Source organism: Photobacterium sp. J15, from assembly GCF_963870815.1.
GTDB classification, from domain to species: domain Bacteria; phylum Pseudomonadota; class Gammaproteobacteria; order Enterobacterales; family Vibrionaceae; genus Photobacterium; species Photobacterium marinum.
On record NZ_CAWMUI010000001.1, the window covers coordinates 2,974,712 to 2,992,912 of the forward strand.

An 18,201-nucleotide genomic window follows, 5' to 3' on the forward strand; every position below is an offset into this window, starting at 1 on the left:
AAGTTCGAGAGGGAAGCTTCGAGACACAAACTCAAACTACCCTACCCTCAGGTAATAAAAAACGAGAGCCGAAGCTCTCGTTTTTCTTATCCGGGTTAAGCTCGGATTACGGACGGTAAACCTTCACGTTATCGAAGCCGTTTTCTTTCAGGTACAACGCCTGCAGACGGCTCATAACACCACGGTCACAATACAGCAAGTAAGTTTTGTCCTGTGGCAGATCACCAAACTGAGTCGCCAGCTTGTAAAACGGCAGGTGCTTCACCTCAACGTTATCAATTTCAAGCGGGTTCTCGTCTTCTTCGTCCGGGCTACGGATATCAAGAACAATTGCACCAGCATCGATCTGATCAACCAGTTCGATTTCCGGCGCCTGCTCCTGGCTTTCTTTCTCAATAGCACGAATATCAATCACACGAGCTTCCTGAACAACACGATCCAGAACCGTAAAGTCGAACTTGGCTTCTTCAACTTCCAGCTTCTCTTTAACCGCTTTGACTGTCGGGCTCTTAGAAATCACACCACAGAATTCAGGCATCGTCTTAGCGAAGTCTTCTGTACCGATCTGACGAGCAACATCAATGATGTCTTCTTTATCCCAGTTGATCAGCGGACGCAGGATCAGAGTATCCGTTACATTATCAATGTGGCGAAGGTTAGTCAGAGTCTGGCTTGATACCTGGCCCAGAGCCTCACCGGTAACCAGCGCCTGAATACCGAAGCGCTCAGCCACTTTGCCTGCTGCACGCATGAACATACGCTTCAGCACCACGCCCATCTGACCGTCATCGATATTCTCAAGAATCTCAGCAACTACCGGCTCGAAATCCACAGCGATGAATTTAACTTTGGCTGATGAACCGTATTTCTTCCACAGGAAGTGAGAAACCTGCTTAACGCCGATTTCGTGTGCCGGGCCGCCAAGGTTGAAGAAACAATAATGAACCTTACTGCCGCGTTTGATGTGCAGGTAGCTTGAAACACCAGAATCAAAACCGCCGGAAATCAGACTCAGCACATCCTCCTGAGTACCCAGAGGGAAACCGCCCAGGCCTTTGTGACGAGCAAGGATCTGATTCAGCTTTTCGTTAGCCACTTCAACACGAACTGTAATGTCCGGATTTTTCAGTTTAACTGACGCCGACTCAACAGCCTGATTCAGGCCACCACCTACGTAGCGCTCCAGTTCAATCGAAGTAAAGTCGTGCTTACCGGTACGCTTTGCACGTACACAGAAAGTTTTACCTTCAAGCTGATCACGTACATGTTCCAGTGTCTGCTCGTAAATATCATGCAGATCTGTAAATTCGGTTTGCTTTACTTCCAGAACGTGGTGAATACCAGGCGTTTGCGTTAATACCGCCAAAACCTCATCACGAATGCTGCCATCTTTGGAAGAGACTTCGATATGACTACGACGGTTGTGTACCGCGATAGAATCAGACAAACGCTGAAGGATAATGCGGATATTACATTCCAGGATTTTGGTAAAGCGTTTTCGAACTGACTCACTCTTTACAAAAATCTCTGGATGGGGTTTAACGATAAATTTCATAACACGCTTCGCTACACAGGGCCAAACAATACCATAAGGAATTAAAGGCGCGGATTATACAGCAAGCAAGCTGTTGCTGAAACAAAGATTATACTCAGATACCTTCAGAGCGAGTTGCCCCGCCCTGAAGATAATGCTCGGTTAGGTTTAGTGTAGGCTTAATTTTGATGGCTAGACATTTCCTCGGAGTAATGCGGTTTCCCCTGCATTATCGAGATTTCCACCCGGCGATTCTCTTTACGTTGCTCTTCGGTCTTGTTGTTATTCAACGGCGCAGTATCTGCTAGGCCAACAACCCGCAGGCGCTTATGATCAAAACCTTCGACTTTTTCCATCTCCTGGGCCACCGACACAGCACGCTGCGCTGACAGATCCCAGTTAGAGCGATATAACTCTGAGTCCAGCTTCTGATTATCGGTATGGCCAGACACCCGAATAACTCCCGGCACATCTTTAACCAAATCAGCAACCTGCCTAACCAACGGGCGGAACTTAGGCTGCAAGAATGCAGATCCTGCCGGGAAAGAGCCTTTCTCCTTAATTCGGATCACCACCTGCTGACCAAAGCTTTCCACTTCAATTGCCCCTTCTTCAATTTCACGATCAAGGGCTTTTTGCAACACTTCCAGCAACTGCTTCTGAGACTCTGACATCTCAGACTCACTACTTTCATTTAGCTCGGTTGACGTCTGTGGGCTCTGACCACCGGTCAACTGGCCGGCATCACGCTGGGTGCCCCCCGCTCGCTCGGACTCACCTTCATGGAAGTCCAGCGTCCGCTGGGTCATATCAATAGTCTGCTGCATGATAACTTCAATCGGTGTCGGTTCCGGTCGTCCCGGACGGAACTCCTGGGCAATCACGCTGGTTCCTTTCGGAATATCTTTAACTTCCAGCATATTTTGAACACCGAAGGCGAATTTCATCGATCCTGCGATCTGCTTGAACTTCAATACGTCCATTTCAGAGAATGAAAGCAGCAGTACGAAGAAGCACATCAGCAGTGACATTAGATCGGCAAACGTACCCATCCATGGAGGTAACCCCGGAGGGGGGCATTTACATTCATCTTCCATCATCCCCTCCCGTTACTCGTCACCGTCAATAGTTCGTTTCTTCTCGTTGAGGTAGTTTTTCAGGTAACCATCAATAACCCGCGGGTTTTGACCATCCTGAATCGCCAGTACGCCATCCAAGATCAGACGACGGTTCAGTTTTTCCTCATCTTTACGCAACTCCAGTTTGGCCGCGATTGGCAACATCACCATGTTCGCCATAACCGCACCATACAGGGTCGTCAAAAGTGCAACCGCCATTGCCGGACCGATCGACTTCGGATCGTCCATGTTTGACAGCATAGCTACCAGACCGATCAGTGTACCGATCATCCCCATCGCCGGGGCAACGTCACCAATCGCCTTAAAAATCCCTGAGCCCTGCTCATGTCGCTCATTAGTCAGCGCGATATCTTTTTGCAGTGTGGCTCGAACCACATCGGCATCATGACCATCAACCAGTAAGTCGATCCCCTTACGCAAAAAAGAGTTTTCTACTTCCATCTCTTCCAGTGCAAGAAATCCACCTTTACGGGCGGCATCAGCCATTTCGACAACCTTAGCGATCAGATCTTCCGGATTATCCGTTTTGAACATGAAAGCCTTAGCCGCAATTTTTGTCGCTCCAAGGAACTGCCCAATACTGTATTGCATCAGTACAACAAACATTGAGCCACAGCACACGATCAGGATCGACTGTGTATCAATGAACATACTGATACTGCCGCCCAGTACCATCGCCATGATGACAAAGGCAAATGACCCGATTAAACCTATAAGGGTAGCCAAATCCACCAGCAATTCTCCAATTTACGACATGATGCCAACTAACTTATCAACGAGTATTCTATCGAACTCGGTATTAATTTGAACAACCATCTTGCGATTCAGCGATGATCGTCCAAAGACTTTATCGGCACAAGGCCAATTTGGTTTAGTATTCTCTCAGCAAAAAACGAAAATAACTGTCGGTTACACAGAATCCTGTGACATAATTTGACCCTGAATAGTCTCTACGTTATTTTTCCTGCACTTAACTCAAAGTGAACCCCTTATGGCAGCTAAAAAACCAGAAAACATGGCGTTTGAAGCCGCACTGGATGAACTGGACAGCATCGTAAATGAGCTGGAATCCGGTGAGATTGCGCTGGAAGATGCGCTGAAAAAGTTTGAACGTGGTATTGCACTTGCCCGTTGCAGTCAACAAAAGCTGACCCAAGCCGAGCAGCGTGTAGAAATTCTGCTTCAGGCAGATGATGAATCCCCTCTGACTGAATTTGATGCAAATAATGAATAACTCTTCGACTCTGTCACAGTCTTTGCAATATTACGCAGAGCGTAATAACCAGCGACTTGCCGAGTGGCTTGCCGCCCAGCCTTTTGCAGATCAATCTCTGATAAAGGCAATGAAACACGGCACCCTGCTTGGCGGCAAACGCGCCCGCCCGTTCCTGACTTATGCCACAGGAGATATGCTGGGAGTCAGCAGTGAAGAGTTGGATACTCCGGCGGCAGCAATCGAGTGTATTCATGCCTATTCCCTGATCCATGATGATCTGCCGGCTATGGATAATGACAACCTGCGTCGCGGTCAGCCAACCTGCCATATTGCCTTTGATGAAGCGACCGCCATTCTGGCCGGTGATTCTCTGCAAACCCTGGCTTTTGAAATCCTTGCTTCCGGTCCACTCAGCGAACACGGTGAGAAATACCGGGTAAAAATGATAGCCGAACTGGCACAGGCATCCGGTGCCGCCGGTATGTGTATGGGCCAGGCACTGGATCTCGAAGCTGAAGGCAAACAAGTGTCGCTGGAACAGCTGGAAAATATCCATAAGCACAAAACTGGAGCCCTGATCCGCTGCGCTATTCGCCTTGGGGCCCTGGCTGCAGGTGATAAAGGGGTCACAGTATTACCGCAACTCAACCAGTATGCTGATGCTATCGGCCTGGCGTTCCAGGTTCAGGATGATATTCTTGATGTAACCAGTGATACCGAAACCCTCGGTAAACCGCAGGGTTCTGATCTAGAACTGGAAAAAAGCACCTATCCGGCACTACTGGGATTAGAAGGAGCCAGGGTAAAAGCGCAGCAGTTATATAAAGAAGCGCTACAAGCATTGGATGCAATACCCTACAATACAGACCAATTAGAAGTTTTTGCCCGATACGTCATCGAGCGCAATAACTAAAATCAGTAAAAGCGCCGTACTGTTATGACACTGGATATTTCAAAATACCCTCATCTGGCTTTAGCAAATACCCCAGATGAACTTCGACTTCTGCCAGCTGAAAGCCTGCCGGCAGTATGTGATGAGCTACGCACCTACTTGCTGAAATCAGTAAGCCAGACCAGCGGCCACTTTGCCTCTGGCCTGGGAGCTGTCGAGCTGACTGTAGCCCTGCATTATGTTTACAATACCCCGTTTGATCACCTGATCTGGGATGTTGGCCATCAGGCATACCCGCATAAAATTCTGACCGGTCGCCGTGAGCAGATGTCAACTATCCGCCAAAAAGACGGGCTTCACCCGTTCCCATGGCGTGGAGAAAGTGAATACGACGTTCTGTCCGTCGGTCACTCATCAACTTCTATCAGCGCTGGCTTGGGTATGGCAATTGCCGCTGAAAAAGAAGGCCTTGGCCGTAAAGTCGTCAGTGTCATCGGAGACGGTGCTATCACTGCCGGTATGGCTTTTGAAGCAATGAACCACGCTGGTGATATCCACTCAGATATGCTGGTGATCCTGAACGACAATGAAATGTCGATTTCAGAAAATGTCGGTGCACTCAACAATCACCTTGCTCAGCTGCTTTCCGGCAGCCTTTACACCACCATCCGCGAAGGTGGTAAAAAAGTACTGTCCGGCGCTCCACCAATTAAAGAACTGGTTAAGCGTGCAGAAGAGCACCTGAAAGGTATGGTTGTTCCAGGCACCATGTTCGAAGAGCTTGGCTTTAATTACATCGGCCCGGTTGATGGCCATGATGTTGAAGAGCTGGTCAAAACACTGAAGAACATGCGTAACCTGAAAGGACCGCAGTTCCTTCACATTATGACCAAAAAAGGTAAAGGCTATGCCCCGGCAGAAGCCGATCCTATCAATTACCATGCGGTTCCTAAATTCGATCTGAGCCAGAATCCGATCCCTAAAGCACCAAGCAAGCCGACCTTTTCCAATGTCTTCGGCGACTGGCTGTGTGATATGGCAGAGCAGGACAAAAAGCTGATGGCTATCACTCCTGCGATGCGCGAAGGTTCTGGTATGGTTGGTTTCTCGAAAAAGTACCCGGAGCAATACTTCGACGTCGCGATTGCAGAACAACATGCAGTTACGCTGGCAACAGGTATGGCCATCGGTGGCTATAATCCTGTTGTCGCGATTTACTCAACGTTCCTGCAACGCGGTTACGATCAGCTGATCCACGATGTTGCCATTATGGATCTGCCTGTAATGTTTGCCATTGACCGAGGTGGATTAGTTGGCGCCGACGGCCAGACTCACCAGGGCTCTTTCGATCTGAGCTTCATGCGCTGCATTCCGAATATGGTAATCATGACACCAAGCGATGAAAATGAATGTCGCCAGATGCTGTACACCGGCCATATCCATAAAGGCCCAAGCGCCGTTCGCTACCCTCGCGGCAGCGGAACTGGCGTAACACCTGAGCGTGAAATGACAGCATTGGAAATCGGTAAAGGTATTGTACGCCGTGAAGGTGAACGTATTGCGATCCTGAACTTCGGTACAACCCTGAGCTATGCACTGGAAGCGGCTGAAAACCTCAATGCAACCGTTGCCGACATGCGCTTTGTCAAACCGTTAGATAAAGCACTGATCCTGGAACTGGCAGCTAAACACGACGTATTGGTTACAGTGGAAGAAAATGCCATTGCCGGCGGTGCTGGCAGCGGTGTCAATGAATTCCTGATGAAGCAGAAAGTACTGAAGCCAGTGCTGAATATCGGCCTTCCTGATCGCTTCATTGAGCAGGGCACTCAGGCTGAACTGCATGCAATGCTGGAAATTGACGGTCCAGGGATCGAAAAACAGATCCGCGAATATATGGATTAAGAACAAGATCCTAGTACCGAGGTCTCTCGGTACTAGGCTTCCATCTCAATCAATTGTTCACCTTTTTCAGTACAACGCCTTCATAACCGCCAATCTCAATGTAACTTAAAGGTTCGCTCAATGAACCGTCATAACTGACACGTTGATATTCACCAGGCAGTGATACCCGAAGTGGTTTTGCCATCAAAAAGCTTTTGTCATTTCGCTCCCTGACCCCACGATACAGCACCAAACCGTCGCTATAACTGCGAGCAATCACCCCTTCTTTCGGAATAGCACCAAACCAGCCAGCACGATACAACCAGAACCAATCAGCCGGCCTGATCGGAATATCGGTAATCAGGTAGGCAGTTGATTTCACTTTGGCATTTTTGTTATCCCAAAAAACCGTTTTATATCCTTTAGGTGCGACTTCTGGGTGGCCGATATCCACTTCCAACATTGCTGACGGCTGATAAGCCCAGTTTTTGGGTATACCTGCCCGATACCAATTCTTCAGGGAAGTGTTGCCACTGCCATAAACATAAGTTTGATTCCAGCTATGGTAATAGGTATAGCCAGGTAAATTAAACAGATAATAAAGGGCAAGCCCAGTTTCAATATCTCTGTGCCAGGCATCTGGTTCAGAAGGTTTAAGTTCACTCATACCCCCTTTCATTGATGCCATGATCAGGCTCTTATCACCGGCTTTTGATAAAGCGAAACTATCCCAGGATTGTTGCAAACGCTCCAGCCCCATTGCCGGTGTCAGATAGTGTTCTCTTAACCAGACATCAACGACATTCTGTAACTCGGGCGGCCAGGCTGAGTAATGCCACAAATTAAGTTCAGAAATATTCGCCGCCAGCCACTGCGTCTGGGTTTTCTTCTTTATCTGCTGCAAAAATGCCGCGAGCTTAATTGCGTAAGCACTTTCCGCAGCTTCAGTTCCTGCTTTATGAGGTATTTCGATGATCCCACCGCCAGAGGTAACCTCAAACTGATTGGCACCCAGCAGTTTTGCCATATCATCATTATAAGCACCGCTTAAGCCCTGCTGCTGCCAATCTTCCCGGTACCAATTGGCATGCAGGTCGTTGAATTTCTCGTTAGCAAAATTAACTCGATGCCAGCATGTTCCCGGCCACATATTCACAGTCGGGATCAAACGGGCCTGATGACGAAAACGGGCACTGGCACGAGTGTTTGCACGCTTGGAAAACTCACGATCATTCACATAACCGTCGCCGTTTGCATCATTCGTGGCATCCCAACCAGGAATCGTCATCTGCTGATTATCCAGTAAAAGCCATGGCTTAATAGCCAATGAATTCAACGTCGTTTCCTGAGCCCATGACAATTTAACCATCCAGGTTTTTAGCCCTTCATCCAAACCTGCCTTACCACTGTTTAGCTTACGCTGGCGATAATACGGCCATGCACTCAACCATGATTTGGTAAGTACCAACTTGCCGCTAATACTCTGGCTGATTCCTTTTTTATCCGCCCCGATGTTCAGCTCCCAATCCACTTTCAGCTTTTTCCAACCAGCAATGTTACCTTCATCATCGCTCAAATTTCGCTTTACCAGCGGCGTCGCAGTGGCCTGGACATCAAGGGCATCAAAAGGATAAGAAGAAAAAACTACTATTTCATCTTCTGGCTGCAAAGTCAGAGGTAAACGGGCAGTCGAAAACTGATCATTACGAATCAACAATAAATGATAGGGCTTACCTTCAAGTAAATAATCTAAGCCTGAGCTGGGGGTATTGACCGACAAAACAGTATCTTCAGAAAAATGTAGAAAACCATCTTCCATATCGATACCTTCTTCAGCAGTATGTTTACTGAGCCAGGCAGAACGACGACCGGGGCGGCAATCAAGCTTCTGGGTATACATATACCCCATGGCGATCATTTCAAGGTTGGTATCAACATCCTTCATGCTTCCAAAAACAATATCTGCATGAGTAGCCTCCCACTCTTTAACTTCATCAGCCGTATCAAAGTAAGACGTTGCTAAAGGATCTGCCCATCCTCCCGGCAATACCCAGGCAGTCCCTGTTGACGGATAAACATCAGCAAACACTGGTAAGGCAACCAGCCCCCACATTAACCCTTTCGCCCAATGCGCCAACATAGAACCCCGCTTAATCATAGAATTACAAAAATGAGGCCGAGCACTACGAACCGCTCCAACCAAATCAAATCTGATATAACGATAAGCCTAGACGATGAATGGTTAGCATGTTGATTTTATGAGCAAATAAAAAAGCCGTGCATCTTGCACGGCTTTGAATTTATAAATATTGGGAAGGCTTACCACCCCATGGCGTATCCGACACCCCACAAGGCAATCATGGCCATAAAACCAGCCAGGATATCATCAACCATGATCCCCAGCCCGCCATGAATATGCTTATCAAGCCAGCTGATAGGCCATGGCTTCACCATATCGAAAAAACGGAACAGCACAAAACCGGCCAACACCCATTGCCAGGTAATGACCGGAGCTACCGCCATAGTGATCCAGAAACCGACGAACTCATCCCAGACGATACTACCGTGATCATGAACGCCCATATCATCTGATGTCTTCTGGCATATGGTGATACCAATCAGAGAAGCAACCAGAATAATCATCAAATAAGCAGCAAACGGCAACTGAGCAAGCAGTAAATAAAACGGAATCGCAGCCAGGGTGCCCATTGTGCCCGGCACGACCGGAAACAAACCACTGCCGAATCCTGTTGCTAATAAGTGCCAAGGATTTTTTAAATTAATTTTATCTTTTGGATTTCCCACATCTTACTCCGCAAAGTGGTCATAGCCATGAAGATGCCAGTCAAGTTCCTGCCCGTCCCGGACAAGTCGGATCCCCGATCCTGAACGCAGCTGGCCTATACAGGTCGCCTTCACACCGGAATGAACGAGCGCTGTGTCCAGTGCACCGCGATTCTGCTCCGGCACCGTAAAGCACAACTCATATTCTTCACCGCTGCTAAGTGCCATCTGGCAAGCTTTTATTTCATCGGATTCAAACTGACATAATTCAGGTGAAAGCGGTATTTTATCAACCTCAATGTCAGCGCCAAGCCCGGAACGCTCAAGAATATGGCCGAGATCGGAAATCAGACCATCAGAGATGTCCAGTGCCGCCGATGCAATACCGCGCAATGCCTGTCCGGCCAGAATTCGAGGCTGGGCTTTATAGTGACGCTCCAGCAATGTGGCCTTCAGGCTTTCATCATCCGTGCTATTCTCTCCCAGCAGTAAAGACAATCCTGCAGCGCTGTCACCCAGGTTACCGGTCACATACACCCAATCACCGGCTTCTGCACCGCTTCGAGTCAACGCCTGCCCCTGCGGGACAAAACCGTGCACGGTAATCGTGATACTCAGCGGCCCCTTAGTTGTATCACCACCAACCAGCTGAACATTGTAATACTCCGCCAGGGCAAAGAAGCCCTCACAGAAAGCTTTCAACCATAGTTCATCAGGACCCGGCATGGTCAGCGCCAGCGATACCCAAGCAGGGGTTGCACCCATTGCGGCCAAGTCACTTAAATTGGAAGCCAGAGCTTTATGGGCAACTAAGGCTGGATCAGCATCAGGAAGAAAATGAGTGCCTCCCACCAGAGAATCGGTACTGACAGCCAATTGGCTACCCGCAGGGACTTCAAGCAAAGCACAATCATCCCCGATAGACAGAGCAACATCACGGCGACTTACTTTCTGTTGCTCGAAATAGCGGGCAATAAGATCAAATTCGTTACTAGCCATATTGAATTCTTCAGACAAAAAAAAGGCCAGCTTAGCTGGCCTCTGGAATCGTATTCGATTACTTCTTGCGAAGTGATGGTGCAGCTTTATCAAGTACACCGTTCACAAACTTGTGGCTGTCTTCAGCACCGAACGCTTTCGCCAGTTCGATTGCTTCGTTGATTACCACTTTGTAAGGAACATCATCACGCTTCACCATTTCGTACATAGCAAGACGAAGCAGAGCCAATTCCATCTGATCCAGATCCTGAAGCGGACGAGACAGATATGGACGCATCTTGCTATCCAGTTCCTGATGGTTCAGTACTACACCAGTTAACAGGTCACGGAAGTATGCAACGTCTGTTTGTGGTACTGCTAGCACAGGCGCGTCTGCCTGGTGCTCTTCTTCTTCAAAATTATCGCCAGATAGGAAGTGCTGCTCGATATCTGCAACATTACCTTTAGTGATCTGCCAAGAGTAAATTGCCTGAACGGCAAACTGACGTGCATTACGACGTGCGGCTGGTTTCACAGTAACCCCCATTAGGATTCAATTTGGGACAGGACATTAACCATTTCAAGCGCGCTTAGTGCAGCCTCTGCCCCTTTGTTACCAGCCTTGGTACCGGCACGCTCAATGGCTTGTTCGATAGAATCAACAGTCAGTACGCCAAACGCAACTGGAGTATTGTACTCAAGTGCGATTTGCGACAGACCTTTTGTACACTCACCGGCAACATAATCGAAGTGTGGAGTACCACCACGAATCACAGAACCCAGTGCAACAATCGCGTCATAGCGATCGCTCTTGGCAACCTGCTGAGTTACCAGCGGAAGCTCGTATGCACCAGGGCAACGAACAACAGTGATATTGTCATCGCTTACCTGACCTTGACGTTTCAGCGCGTCCAACGCACCTGAAAGCAAGCTTTCATTGATAAAGCTGTTGAAACGTGCAATTACGATAGCAACTTTAGCGTTTGGTGCCGCGATGGCGCCTTCAATTACCTTCATGGGCCTTCCTGTGACTATGTCTTTTCCGGTTTGAGAAACCGCGGGAGTCTATCACACTTTGATACTTATACCAATTGACATATTGCCTTGCCTGGCATAATCCCCAAAGCCGATGGTTAACCACTGTCCTAACCGATTAATTGTTATCACCCGTTAAGAAACGGGCACCTGATTATTTTTGCAAGCCTGCAATATTGCCTGCTGCATTATTCGCAAATATATTCGACCACTTCGAGACCAAAACCTGACAGCGAGTGATAACGCTGAGAGCTGGATGAAAGCAAGCGCATTTTCGCCACTCCCATATCCGCCAGGATTTGAGAACCGACGCCGACCTGACGCGACTGATCTTTCGGATTCAGTTTCACCATAGAATGGCCGCTCGACTGTGCAGCAAGATTTTTCACTTTTGTGATCACCGCTTCCTGGCTTTCGTGTCGACTCAGCACCACCAGCACCCCGCCTTCATCGGCGATACGTTTCATCGCAGTCGGCAGTGTCCACTGGGTTGCTCCAGAGTGGAGAATGTCTTTAAACGTATCTTGAAGATGAACTCGCACAATCGCGGGTTTATCTTTAGACACCTTGCCTTTACGCAATGCGTAATGGACTTGGTTATCGATCGTATCGCGGTAGGTGATCATCTCAAACTCACCGAACTCAGTCGGCAAATTACACTCAGCAATACGCTCGATGGTAGTTTCGTTATTGTTACGGTACTCAATCAGATCCGCGATGGTACCTAATTTAAGGCCATGCTTTTCAGCAAACACTTCCAGATCCGGGCGACGGGCCATGGTGCCGTCTTCATTGAGGATTTCAACAATTACACTTGACGGTTCCAGACCAGCGAGGCGGGCAACATCACAACCGGCTTCAGTATGGCCTGCGCGGGTCAGTACCCCGCCTTCCTGGGCCATCAGCGGGAAAACATGCCCCGGCATCACGATATCAGCCGATGTCGCATCCGATGCCACTGCCGCCTGAACGGTACGGGCACGGTCAGCCGCAGAAATACCGGTCGTCACCCCTTCTGCCGCTTCAATTGAAATGGTGAAGTTAGTGCTGAACTGTTCGCTGTTATCCTGCACCATCAACGGCAGGTTCAGCTGACGGCAGCGTGACTGAGTCAGAGTCAGGCAAATCAGGCCGCGGCCATAGGTCGCCATAAAGTTAACCGCATCCGGGGTGATTTTCTCGGCAGCAATGATCAGATCGCCTTCATTCTCGCGATCCTCATCATCCATCAGGATCACCATTTTACCCTGTCGGATATCTTCAATGATTTCTTTTGCGCTGCTTAGTGCCATAACAATCCCCTTTATAAACCTTGTATCCTGAGTCTTAACCTAAGAAACCGGTTTTAGCCAACAGATCCATCGTTACTTCTGACTTTTTATCCGCCGCCTTTTCGCCCAGCATCAGGCGCTCCAGGTAACGGGCAATCACATCGACTTCCAGGTTCACCTTACGCCCAACCTGGAATGATTCCATCGTCGTTTCAGCGGCGGTATGCGGTACGATTGTCAGCATAAATTCATCACCGCGAATCGCGTTAACGGTCAGGCTGATGCCATCTACAGACACCGAGCCTTTTTCCGAAATATATTTGGCCAAATGAGCAGGCGCTTTTACCCAAAACTCAATCGCGCGGCCGATATGAGTGCGCTCAATAATTTCCGCAACATCATCAACGTGGCCGGACACCATATGACCACCGAAACGGGTCGTCGGTAACATGGCTTTTTCCAGATTCACCTTCTGGCCGGCTTTGTAATCAACAAAGGCCGTACGCTTCAGGGTTTCCAGCGACAAGTCGGCAATATAACCTTTACCTGTCAGCTCTACTACCGTCAGGCATACACCGTTGGTCGCAATACTGTCACCCAATTTTACATCGGACAAATCAAGCTTGCCTGAATCAACAGTCACAGAAATGTCGGCACCTTTTGGTGTCAGTGCTGTAATAGTGCCAACTGCTTCAATAATGCCTGTAAACATGAATTAAAATTCCTTGATCGTTAAACTTGTTTGATTCGGGCGGTGATCCGGATGTCCGGGCCAACCATGCGAACGTCGGTAATATCCAGCTCTGGAACTTGAGTCATCGCAGTTAGCCCGTTCAGATCAACCAAGCCGCGACTGTCGCTCCCCATCAGTTTAGGCGCCTGATACAAAATCAGCTCATCAACCAGTCCGGCCGACAACAGAGCCCCGCCTAAACCGGCACCGGCTTCAACCCAGATATGATTGATATCCTTACCAGCCAACTCCCGAAGCAGAGCCTCAAGATCAACCTGTTGATTATCGTCACCCACAGCTGGAACTACCAGCTGTTCGACAGCCTCTGGCCAGGCTTCATCCCCCAGACCTGTACGCGCAAGGTAAATGTTCCCCGGTAAATCAAAAAGCCGATGTTCAGGAGTGACACGATTCTGACTGTCAATCACCACTCGATGGGGTTGACGAAGAGATGATTCTGGATATGAATTCTGAACTGTCTCGCCCAGTTCACTCCAACGGACATTCAATGAAGGATCATCAGCCAGTACGGTCGCACTGGTAGAAAGAATAGCGCCGGCTTGTGCTCGGAAACGCTGCACATCGGAACGGGCGTCAGGACCTGTGATCCACTTGCTCTCACCATTAGCCAGAGCTGTACGGCCATCAAGGCTGGCAGCCAGTTTAAGCTGAACAAAAGGCATACCGGTTTTCATACGTTTGATAAAACCGACATTTAGCTGATGGGATTCCGCTTCAAGCAAACCGGTCTGAACCTCTATACCGGCATCACTGAGCATCTTAATTCCCCGTCCGGCAACGCGCGGATTGGGATCGACCATGGCACAGACAACACGGGAAACCTGGGCTTTTACCAATGCCTCGGCACACGGCGGAGTCCTGCCATAATGAGAACAGGGTTCAAGGGTCACATACGCCGTCGCCCCGCGAGCCTTTTCTCCGGCTGCACGCAAGGCAAACACTTCGGCATGAGGCTGCCCGGCCTGGTAGTGATATCCTTCGCCCACGATATCTTCGCCATGGGCGATAACACAGCCAACATTCGGATTCGGAGCAGTCGTAAATCGGCCACGTTTTGCCAGCTTAATGGCACGCAGCATCATGGCATGATCAATAGATGAGAACATCTGGCTTCGTTTCACTTCACGGAGTTATCGCTTGAAACAACGTTAACTCACTTACTTTTCCAACTTGGCGATTTCTTCACCAAATTCACGAATATCTTCAAAGCTTCGGTAAACAGAAGCAAACCGGATATAAGCAACCTTATCCAGCTCTTTCAGCGCTTCCATCACCAGATTACCGATCATTTCTGACGGCACTTCGCGCTCACCTGTCGCACGAAGACGGGATTTAATCGTATTAATTGAACGTTCAATGTCATCCGTGCTGACCGGACGCTTTTCCAGTGCACGCTGAATACCACCGCGAAGCTTATCTTCATTAAACGGTTCGCGGTTGCCGTTGGTTTTAATTACCCGCGGCATCACAAGTTCTGCAGTTTCGAACGTTGTATAACGTTCATTACAGGCCAAACACTGGCGACGACGACGGACCTGATGGCCGTCTGCAACCAGACGGGAATCGATTACTTTGGTGTCATTTGCACCACAAAAAGGACAATGCATCATGCCTCCTCAAATTCGTCGACTCAGTGTAACCCATTTCAGTCATATATAGAGAGTATTCAGGTGTTTTTTCTGGCTATTTATGCTGCAAAAAGGCAAAAACCAATGGAAATCGCGTAATAAAAAAGGGCCTGCCTGGTGGCATGCCCTTTTCGTTGCGATTAATGCACCTTTTTCAGTGCTGTGTCCGAAGCATTAAAATGCCCGGAAAATCATGCATAAACAGGAAGGCGTTTACATATTTCCAGTACTTTTGCTTTTGTTGCTTCAATCACTTCCGGATTCTCGGTGTTATCCATCACATCACACATCCAACCAGCCAGAGCTTTCGAATCATCAACCGTAAAGCCACGACGAGTGATCGCTGGTGTACCAACGCGAATACCCGAAGTTACAAACGGGCTGCGAGGATCATTCGGTACACTGTTCTTGTTCACAGTAATATTTGCAGAACCCAGCGCCGCATCAGCTTCTTTACCGGTAATGCCTTTGTCGATCAAATCAACCAGGAACAGGTGGTTTTCAGTACCGCCAGAAACAATCTTGTAACCGCGATCCATGAACACCTCAACCATTGCTTTAGCATTCTCTACAACGCGAGCCTGGTATTCTTTAAATTCCGGTTCCATTGCTTCTTTGAATGCCACCGCTTTAGCTGCGATAACATGCATCAGCGGGCCACCCTGACCGCCAGGAAATACTGCTGAGTTCAGTTTCTTGTAAAAGTCTTCGCCTGCGCTTGACAGAATCAGACCACCACGCGGACCCGCCAGCGTTTTGTGAGTTGTTGTAGTCACTACATGAGCATGAGGAACCGGGTTCGGGTAAACACCAGCAGCAATCAGACCGGCAACGTGCGCCATATCAACAAAGAAGTACGCACCAACTTTATCGGCGATTTCACGCATGCGCTTCCAGTCAACAACCTGAGAATAAGCAGAGAAGCCACCGATGATCATCTTCGGTTTGTGCTCTAGTGCCAGCGCTTCCACTTCGGCGTAGTCAATCTGGCCGTTTTCATCGATACCGTAAGGGATGATGTTATAAAGCTTACCAGAGAAGTTTACCGGTGAGCCGTGAGTCAGGTGACCGCCATGTGCCAGGCTCATACCCAGAACAGTATCACCGGCATTCAGCAGTGCCATGTAAACTGCGTTGTTCGCCTGCGAACCGGAGTGTGGCTGAACGTTCGCATACTCTGCACCAAACAGTTGGCAAGCACGCTCAATAGCCAGCTGCTCAGCCTTGTCGACATACTCACAACCGCCGTAGTAGCGCTTGCCCGGGTAACCTTCGGCATATTTGTTTGTTAGCTGAGAACCTTGTGCTTCCATTACACGCGGGCTGGTGTAGTTTTCAGAAGCAATCAACTCGATGTGCTCTTCCTGACGCGCAGTCTCTTCCTGAATGGCTGCAAAAAGTTCTGCGTCATAATCGGCAATATTCATGTCGCGTTTTAGCATCTGTATCTCCTGACTCAGATTGTTCTCATACAATTCACATAATCACCTGGATATTTCAAAACCTTATGTGAACTGGTGGTAATCACTATTTTTCTATCAAAAAGGCAAAACCACAAAGCTAGGCGCCGCCTGGACGCAAACGTTTTCGTTCCGCCAATATCTAACGCTGTATATTACATAATTTGATCTAAATCAGATAGCCCTGATTTAGCTTTTTATTGTCATTTCTGTTTCTAAATTTTCAACAATTGCATGAATTGTTTTCATCTTGGTGAATGCCTCACCAATATCAATAAATACCCATTTAGACAGAATACAAGTGCAAAGGGAAGATTATCATTTACATTTTCGTAAACAGCACCTTACACAGCTCGGCAGGCTCTTTCCAGCTCTGTCTTCTTTTTTATAACAGTTCCAACTTATTATTGCGCCTCCCAAAAATAAGGAGAATTGAGTTGAGCGGTTATTATCACTCCCGAAAAGAAAATATTATTGCGATCCTTACCGGTACTTTTGTCGTTTCGCAAGGGGTGTTCTTTCTTCAGCAGGCAGACCTGTTAACTGGCGGTACCACCGGACTGGCATTGTTACTAAGTCAGTTTATCGACCTGTCTTTCGGCCAGCTATATTTCCTGCTCAATACACCATTCTACCTAATGGCCTGGTTCCGGATGAGCAAACGCTTTGCCATTACCAGCATTCTCTCTGGTGGTATGGTATCTGTAATTACAGATAACCTTCACCATGTGCTTGAAATCAGCCGCCTTGAACCAATGTACTGCGCAGTGATCGGTGGCCTTTTGATGGGACTGGGTATGCTGATCCTATTCCGTCACCAAACCAGCCTAGGCGGCTTCAATGTCCTGGTGCTGTATCTGCAGGAAAAGTTTGGTATGTCGGCTGGCAAACTTCAGATGGGAATTGATATCAGTATTTTGATCGCCTCTTTCTTTCTGGTCAGCCCGGTTATCCTCGGCTGCTCAGTAATCGGCGCGATCATACTGAACCTGGTGCTGGCCATGAACCACAAACCAGGCCGCTACCAGGGAGCAGCTGTCGCAAGTTAATGCAACGCTGGCAAATTAGCGATAAATAATAAAAAGGCCTGTCGTATGACAAGCCTTTTTTACTTCTGTTTGTTAGATAACGCGTTTTTCGCTCCGGATCCTAAAATTTCTTTTGCAAAGCTGTATCATTCTTTAGCAAAGAGGAAGCGCGGAGTTTATAAGCATAAATGAGCACTTCCGATGCAGATAAAGGATGAAACAGCAAAGAAAAAGAATTTTAGATGGCGTCTTCATCCTCTTCACCAGTCCTGATGCGCACAACGCGCTCAACATCGAACATGAAAATCTTACCGTCACCGATCTTACCGGTTTGCGCTGTTTCGATGATGGTGTCGACACATTGATCAGCCACTTCATCTGCTACAACAATTTCCAGTTTCACTTTTGGCAGGAAGTCCACCATGTATTCTGCACCGCGGTATAACTCGGTATGACCTTTCTGACGGCCGAAACCTTTAACTTCGGAAACAGTCATGCCTGTGATACCTACTTCTGCCAGAGCTTCCCGAACATCATCAAGCTTAAAAGGCTTAATAACAGCTTCAATTTTCTTCATCTTTCATCGTCCTTTTCTGAG

Annotated in this window: 18 protein-coding genes; 4 read left to right on the plus strand and 14 right to left on the minus strand. The window is 48.3% G+C overall.

Features of this window, described 5'->3' with window-relative positions; translation table 11 throughout:
- Nucleotides 1-106: 106 nt before the first annotated feature.
- The 3 genes from thiI to pomA form a co-directional block, all read right to left on the minus strand.
- Nucleotides 107-1,555, minus strand: a complete 1,449-nt coding sequence (gene thiI, locus AACQ93_RS13380) for a tRNA uracil 4-sulfurtransferase ThiI (protein ID WP_007466609.1) — start codon at nucleotides 1,553-1,555, stop codon at nucleotides 107-109.
- A 158-nt stretch (nucleotides 1,556-1,713) separates the two neighbouring features.
- A complete protein-coding gene (locus AACQ93_RS13385; RefSeq protein ID WP_064605580.1) occupies nucleotides 1,714-2,634 on the minus strand; it encodes a flagellar motor protein MotB in 921 nt (306 codons plus the stop codon).
- A gap of 9 nt (nucleotides 2,635-2,643) precedes the next feature.
- Nucleotides 2,644-3,405, minus strand: a complete 762-nt coding sequence (pomA, locus tag AACQ93_RS13390) for a flagellar motor protein PomA (protein WP_064605582.1) — start codon at nucleotides 3,403-3,405, stop codon at nucleotides 2,644-2,646.
- 259 nt (nucleotides 3,406-3,664) lie between these two features.
- Here pomA and xseB point away from each other — a divergent pair, with 259 nt between their 5' ends.
- The 3 genes from xseB to dxs are packed head-to-tail and all read left to right on the plus strand — an operon-like array spanning nucleotide 3,665 to nucleotide 6,686.
- Nucleotides 3,665-3,907, plus strand: a complete 243-nt coding sequence (xseB, locus tag AACQ93_RS13395) for an exodeoxyribonuclease VII small subunit (protein ID WP_007466616.1) — start codon at nucleotides 3,665-3,667, stop codon at nucleotides 3,905-3,907.
- Nucleotides 3,900-4,802, plus strand: a complete 903-nt coding sequence (gene ispA / locus AACQ93_RS13400) for a (2E,6E)-farnesyl diphosphate synthase (protein WP_064605584.1) — start codon at nucleotides 3,900-3,902, stop codon at nucleotides 4,800-4,802. The genes xseB and ispA overlap by 8 nt, the downstream gene beginning before the upstream one ends.
- A gap of 24 nt (nucleotides 4,803-4,826) precedes the next feature.
- On the plus strand, nucleotides 4,827-6,686 hold the full coding sequence (gene dxs / locus AACQ93_RS13405; RefSeq protein ID WP_064605586.1) for a 1-deoxy-D-xylulose-5-phosphate synthase: 1,860 nt from the start codon (nucleotides 4,827-4,829) through the stop codon (nucleotides 6,684-6,686).
- A 49-nt stretch (nucleotides 6,687-6,735) separates the two neighbouring features.
- On the opposite strand, the gene AACQ93_RS13410 is transcribed toward dxs, so the two are convergent.
- The 10 genes from AACQ93_RS13410 to glyA form a co-directional block, all read right to left on the minus strand.
- A complete protein-coding gene (locus AACQ93_RS13410; protein ID WP_064605588.1) occupies nucleotides 6,736-8,805 on the minus strand; it encodes a hypothetical protein in 2,070 nt (689 codons plus the stop codon).
- 179 nt (nucleotides 8,806-8,984) lie between these two features.
- Nucleotides 8,985-9,470: a phosphatidylglycerophosphatase A gene (pgpA, locus tag AACQ93_RS13415; RefSeq protein ID WP_064605590.1), complete on the minus strand. Its 486-nt coding sequence runs from the start codon at nucleotides 9,468-9,470 to the stop codon at nucleotides 8,985-8,987.
- Nucleotides 9,471-9,473: 3 nt separating this feature from the next.
- Nucleotides 9,474-10,448 carry a thiamine-phosphate kinase gene (gene thiL, locus AACQ93_RS13420; protein WP_064605592.1) on the minus strand — a complete coding sequence of 325 codons (975 nt, stop codon included), beginning with the start codon at nucleotides 10,446-10,448 and terminating at the stop codon, nucleotides 9,474-9,476.
- A gap of 58 nt (nucleotides 10,449-10,506) precedes the next feature.
- The gene (gene nusB / locus AACQ93_RS13425) at nucleotides 10,507-10,974 is read right to left on the minus strand and encodes a transcription antitermination factor NusB (protein ID WP_007466628.1); all 468 of its coding nucleotides are present in this window, start codon (nucleotides 10,972-10,974) and stop codon (nucleotides 10,507-10,509) included.
- Entirely contained in the window at nucleotides 10,974-11,444 is a 471-nt protein-coding gene (ribH, locus tag AACQ93_RS13430) for a 6,7-dimethyl-8-ribityllumazine synthase (RefSeq protein ID WP_007466630.1), read from the minus strand. Before ribH ends, nusB begins: the two co-directional genes overlap by 1 nt.
- 206 nt (nucleotides 11,445-11,650) lie before the next feature.
- Entirely contained in the window at nucleotides 11,651-12,754 is a 1,104-nt protein-coding gene (gene ribBA, locus AACQ93_RS13435; RefSeq protein WP_064605594.1) for a bifunctional 3,4-dihydroxy-2-butanone-4-phosphate synthase/GTP cyclohydrolase II, read from the minus strand.
- Between the two features lie 34 nt (nucleotides 12,755-12,788).
- Nucleotides 12,789-13,445, minus strand: a complete 657-nt coding sequence (locus AACQ93_RS13440; RefSeq protein WP_064605595.1) for a riboflavin synthase — start codon at nucleotides 13,443-13,445, stop codon at nucleotides 12,789-12,791.
- A 20-nt stretch (nucleotides 13,446-13,465) separates the two neighbouring features.
- Nucleotides 13,466-14,593 carry a bifunctional diaminohydroxyphosphoribosylaminopyrimidine deaminase/5-amino-6-(5-phosphoribosylamino)uracil reductase RibD gene (gene ribD, locus AACQ93_RS13445; protein WP_064605598.1) on the minus strand — a complete coding sequence of 376 codons (1,128 nt, stop codon included), beginning with the start codon at nucleotides 14,591-14,593 and terminating at the stop codon, nucleotides 13,466-13,468.
- Nucleotides 14,594-14,644: 51 nt separating this feature from the next.
- Nucleotides 14,645-15,094 carry a transcriptional regulator NrdR gene (gene nrdR, locus AACQ93_RS13450; protein WP_007466638.1) on the minus strand — a complete coding sequence of 150 codons (450 nt, stop codon included), beginning with the start codon at nucleotides 15,092-15,094 and terminating at the stop codon, nucleotides 14,645-14,647.
- Between the two features lie 212 nt (nucleotides 15,095-15,306).
- Complete coding sequence (gene glyA / locus AACQ93_RS13455) at nucleotides 15,307-16,557, minus strand: serine hydroxymethyltransferase (protein WP_064605600.1); 1,251 nt, start codon at nucleotides 16,555-16,557, stop codon at nucleotides 15,307-15,309.
- A gap of 455 nt (nucleotides 16,558-17,012) precedes the next feature.
- Here glyA and AACQ93_RS13460 point away from each other — a divergent pair, with 455 nt between their 5' ends.
- Nucleotides 17,013-17,624, plus strand: a complete 612-nt coding sequence (locus AACQ93_RS13460; protein ID WP_007466641.1) for a YitT family protein — start codon at nucleotides 17,013-17,015, stop codon at nucleotides 17,622-17,624.
- A 217-nt stretch (nucleotides 17,625-17,841) separates the two neighbouring features.
- On the opposite strand, the gene glnB is transcribed toward AACQ93_RS13460, so the two are convergent.
- Nucleotides 17,842-18,180, minus strand: a complete 339-nt coding sequence (glnB, locus tag AACQ93_RS13465; RefSeq protein ID WP_007466642.1) for a nitrogen regulatory protein P-II — start codon at nucleotides 18,178-18,180, stop codon at nucleotides 17,842-17,844.
- Between the last annotated feature and the right edge of the window lie 21 nt (nucleotides 18,181-18,201).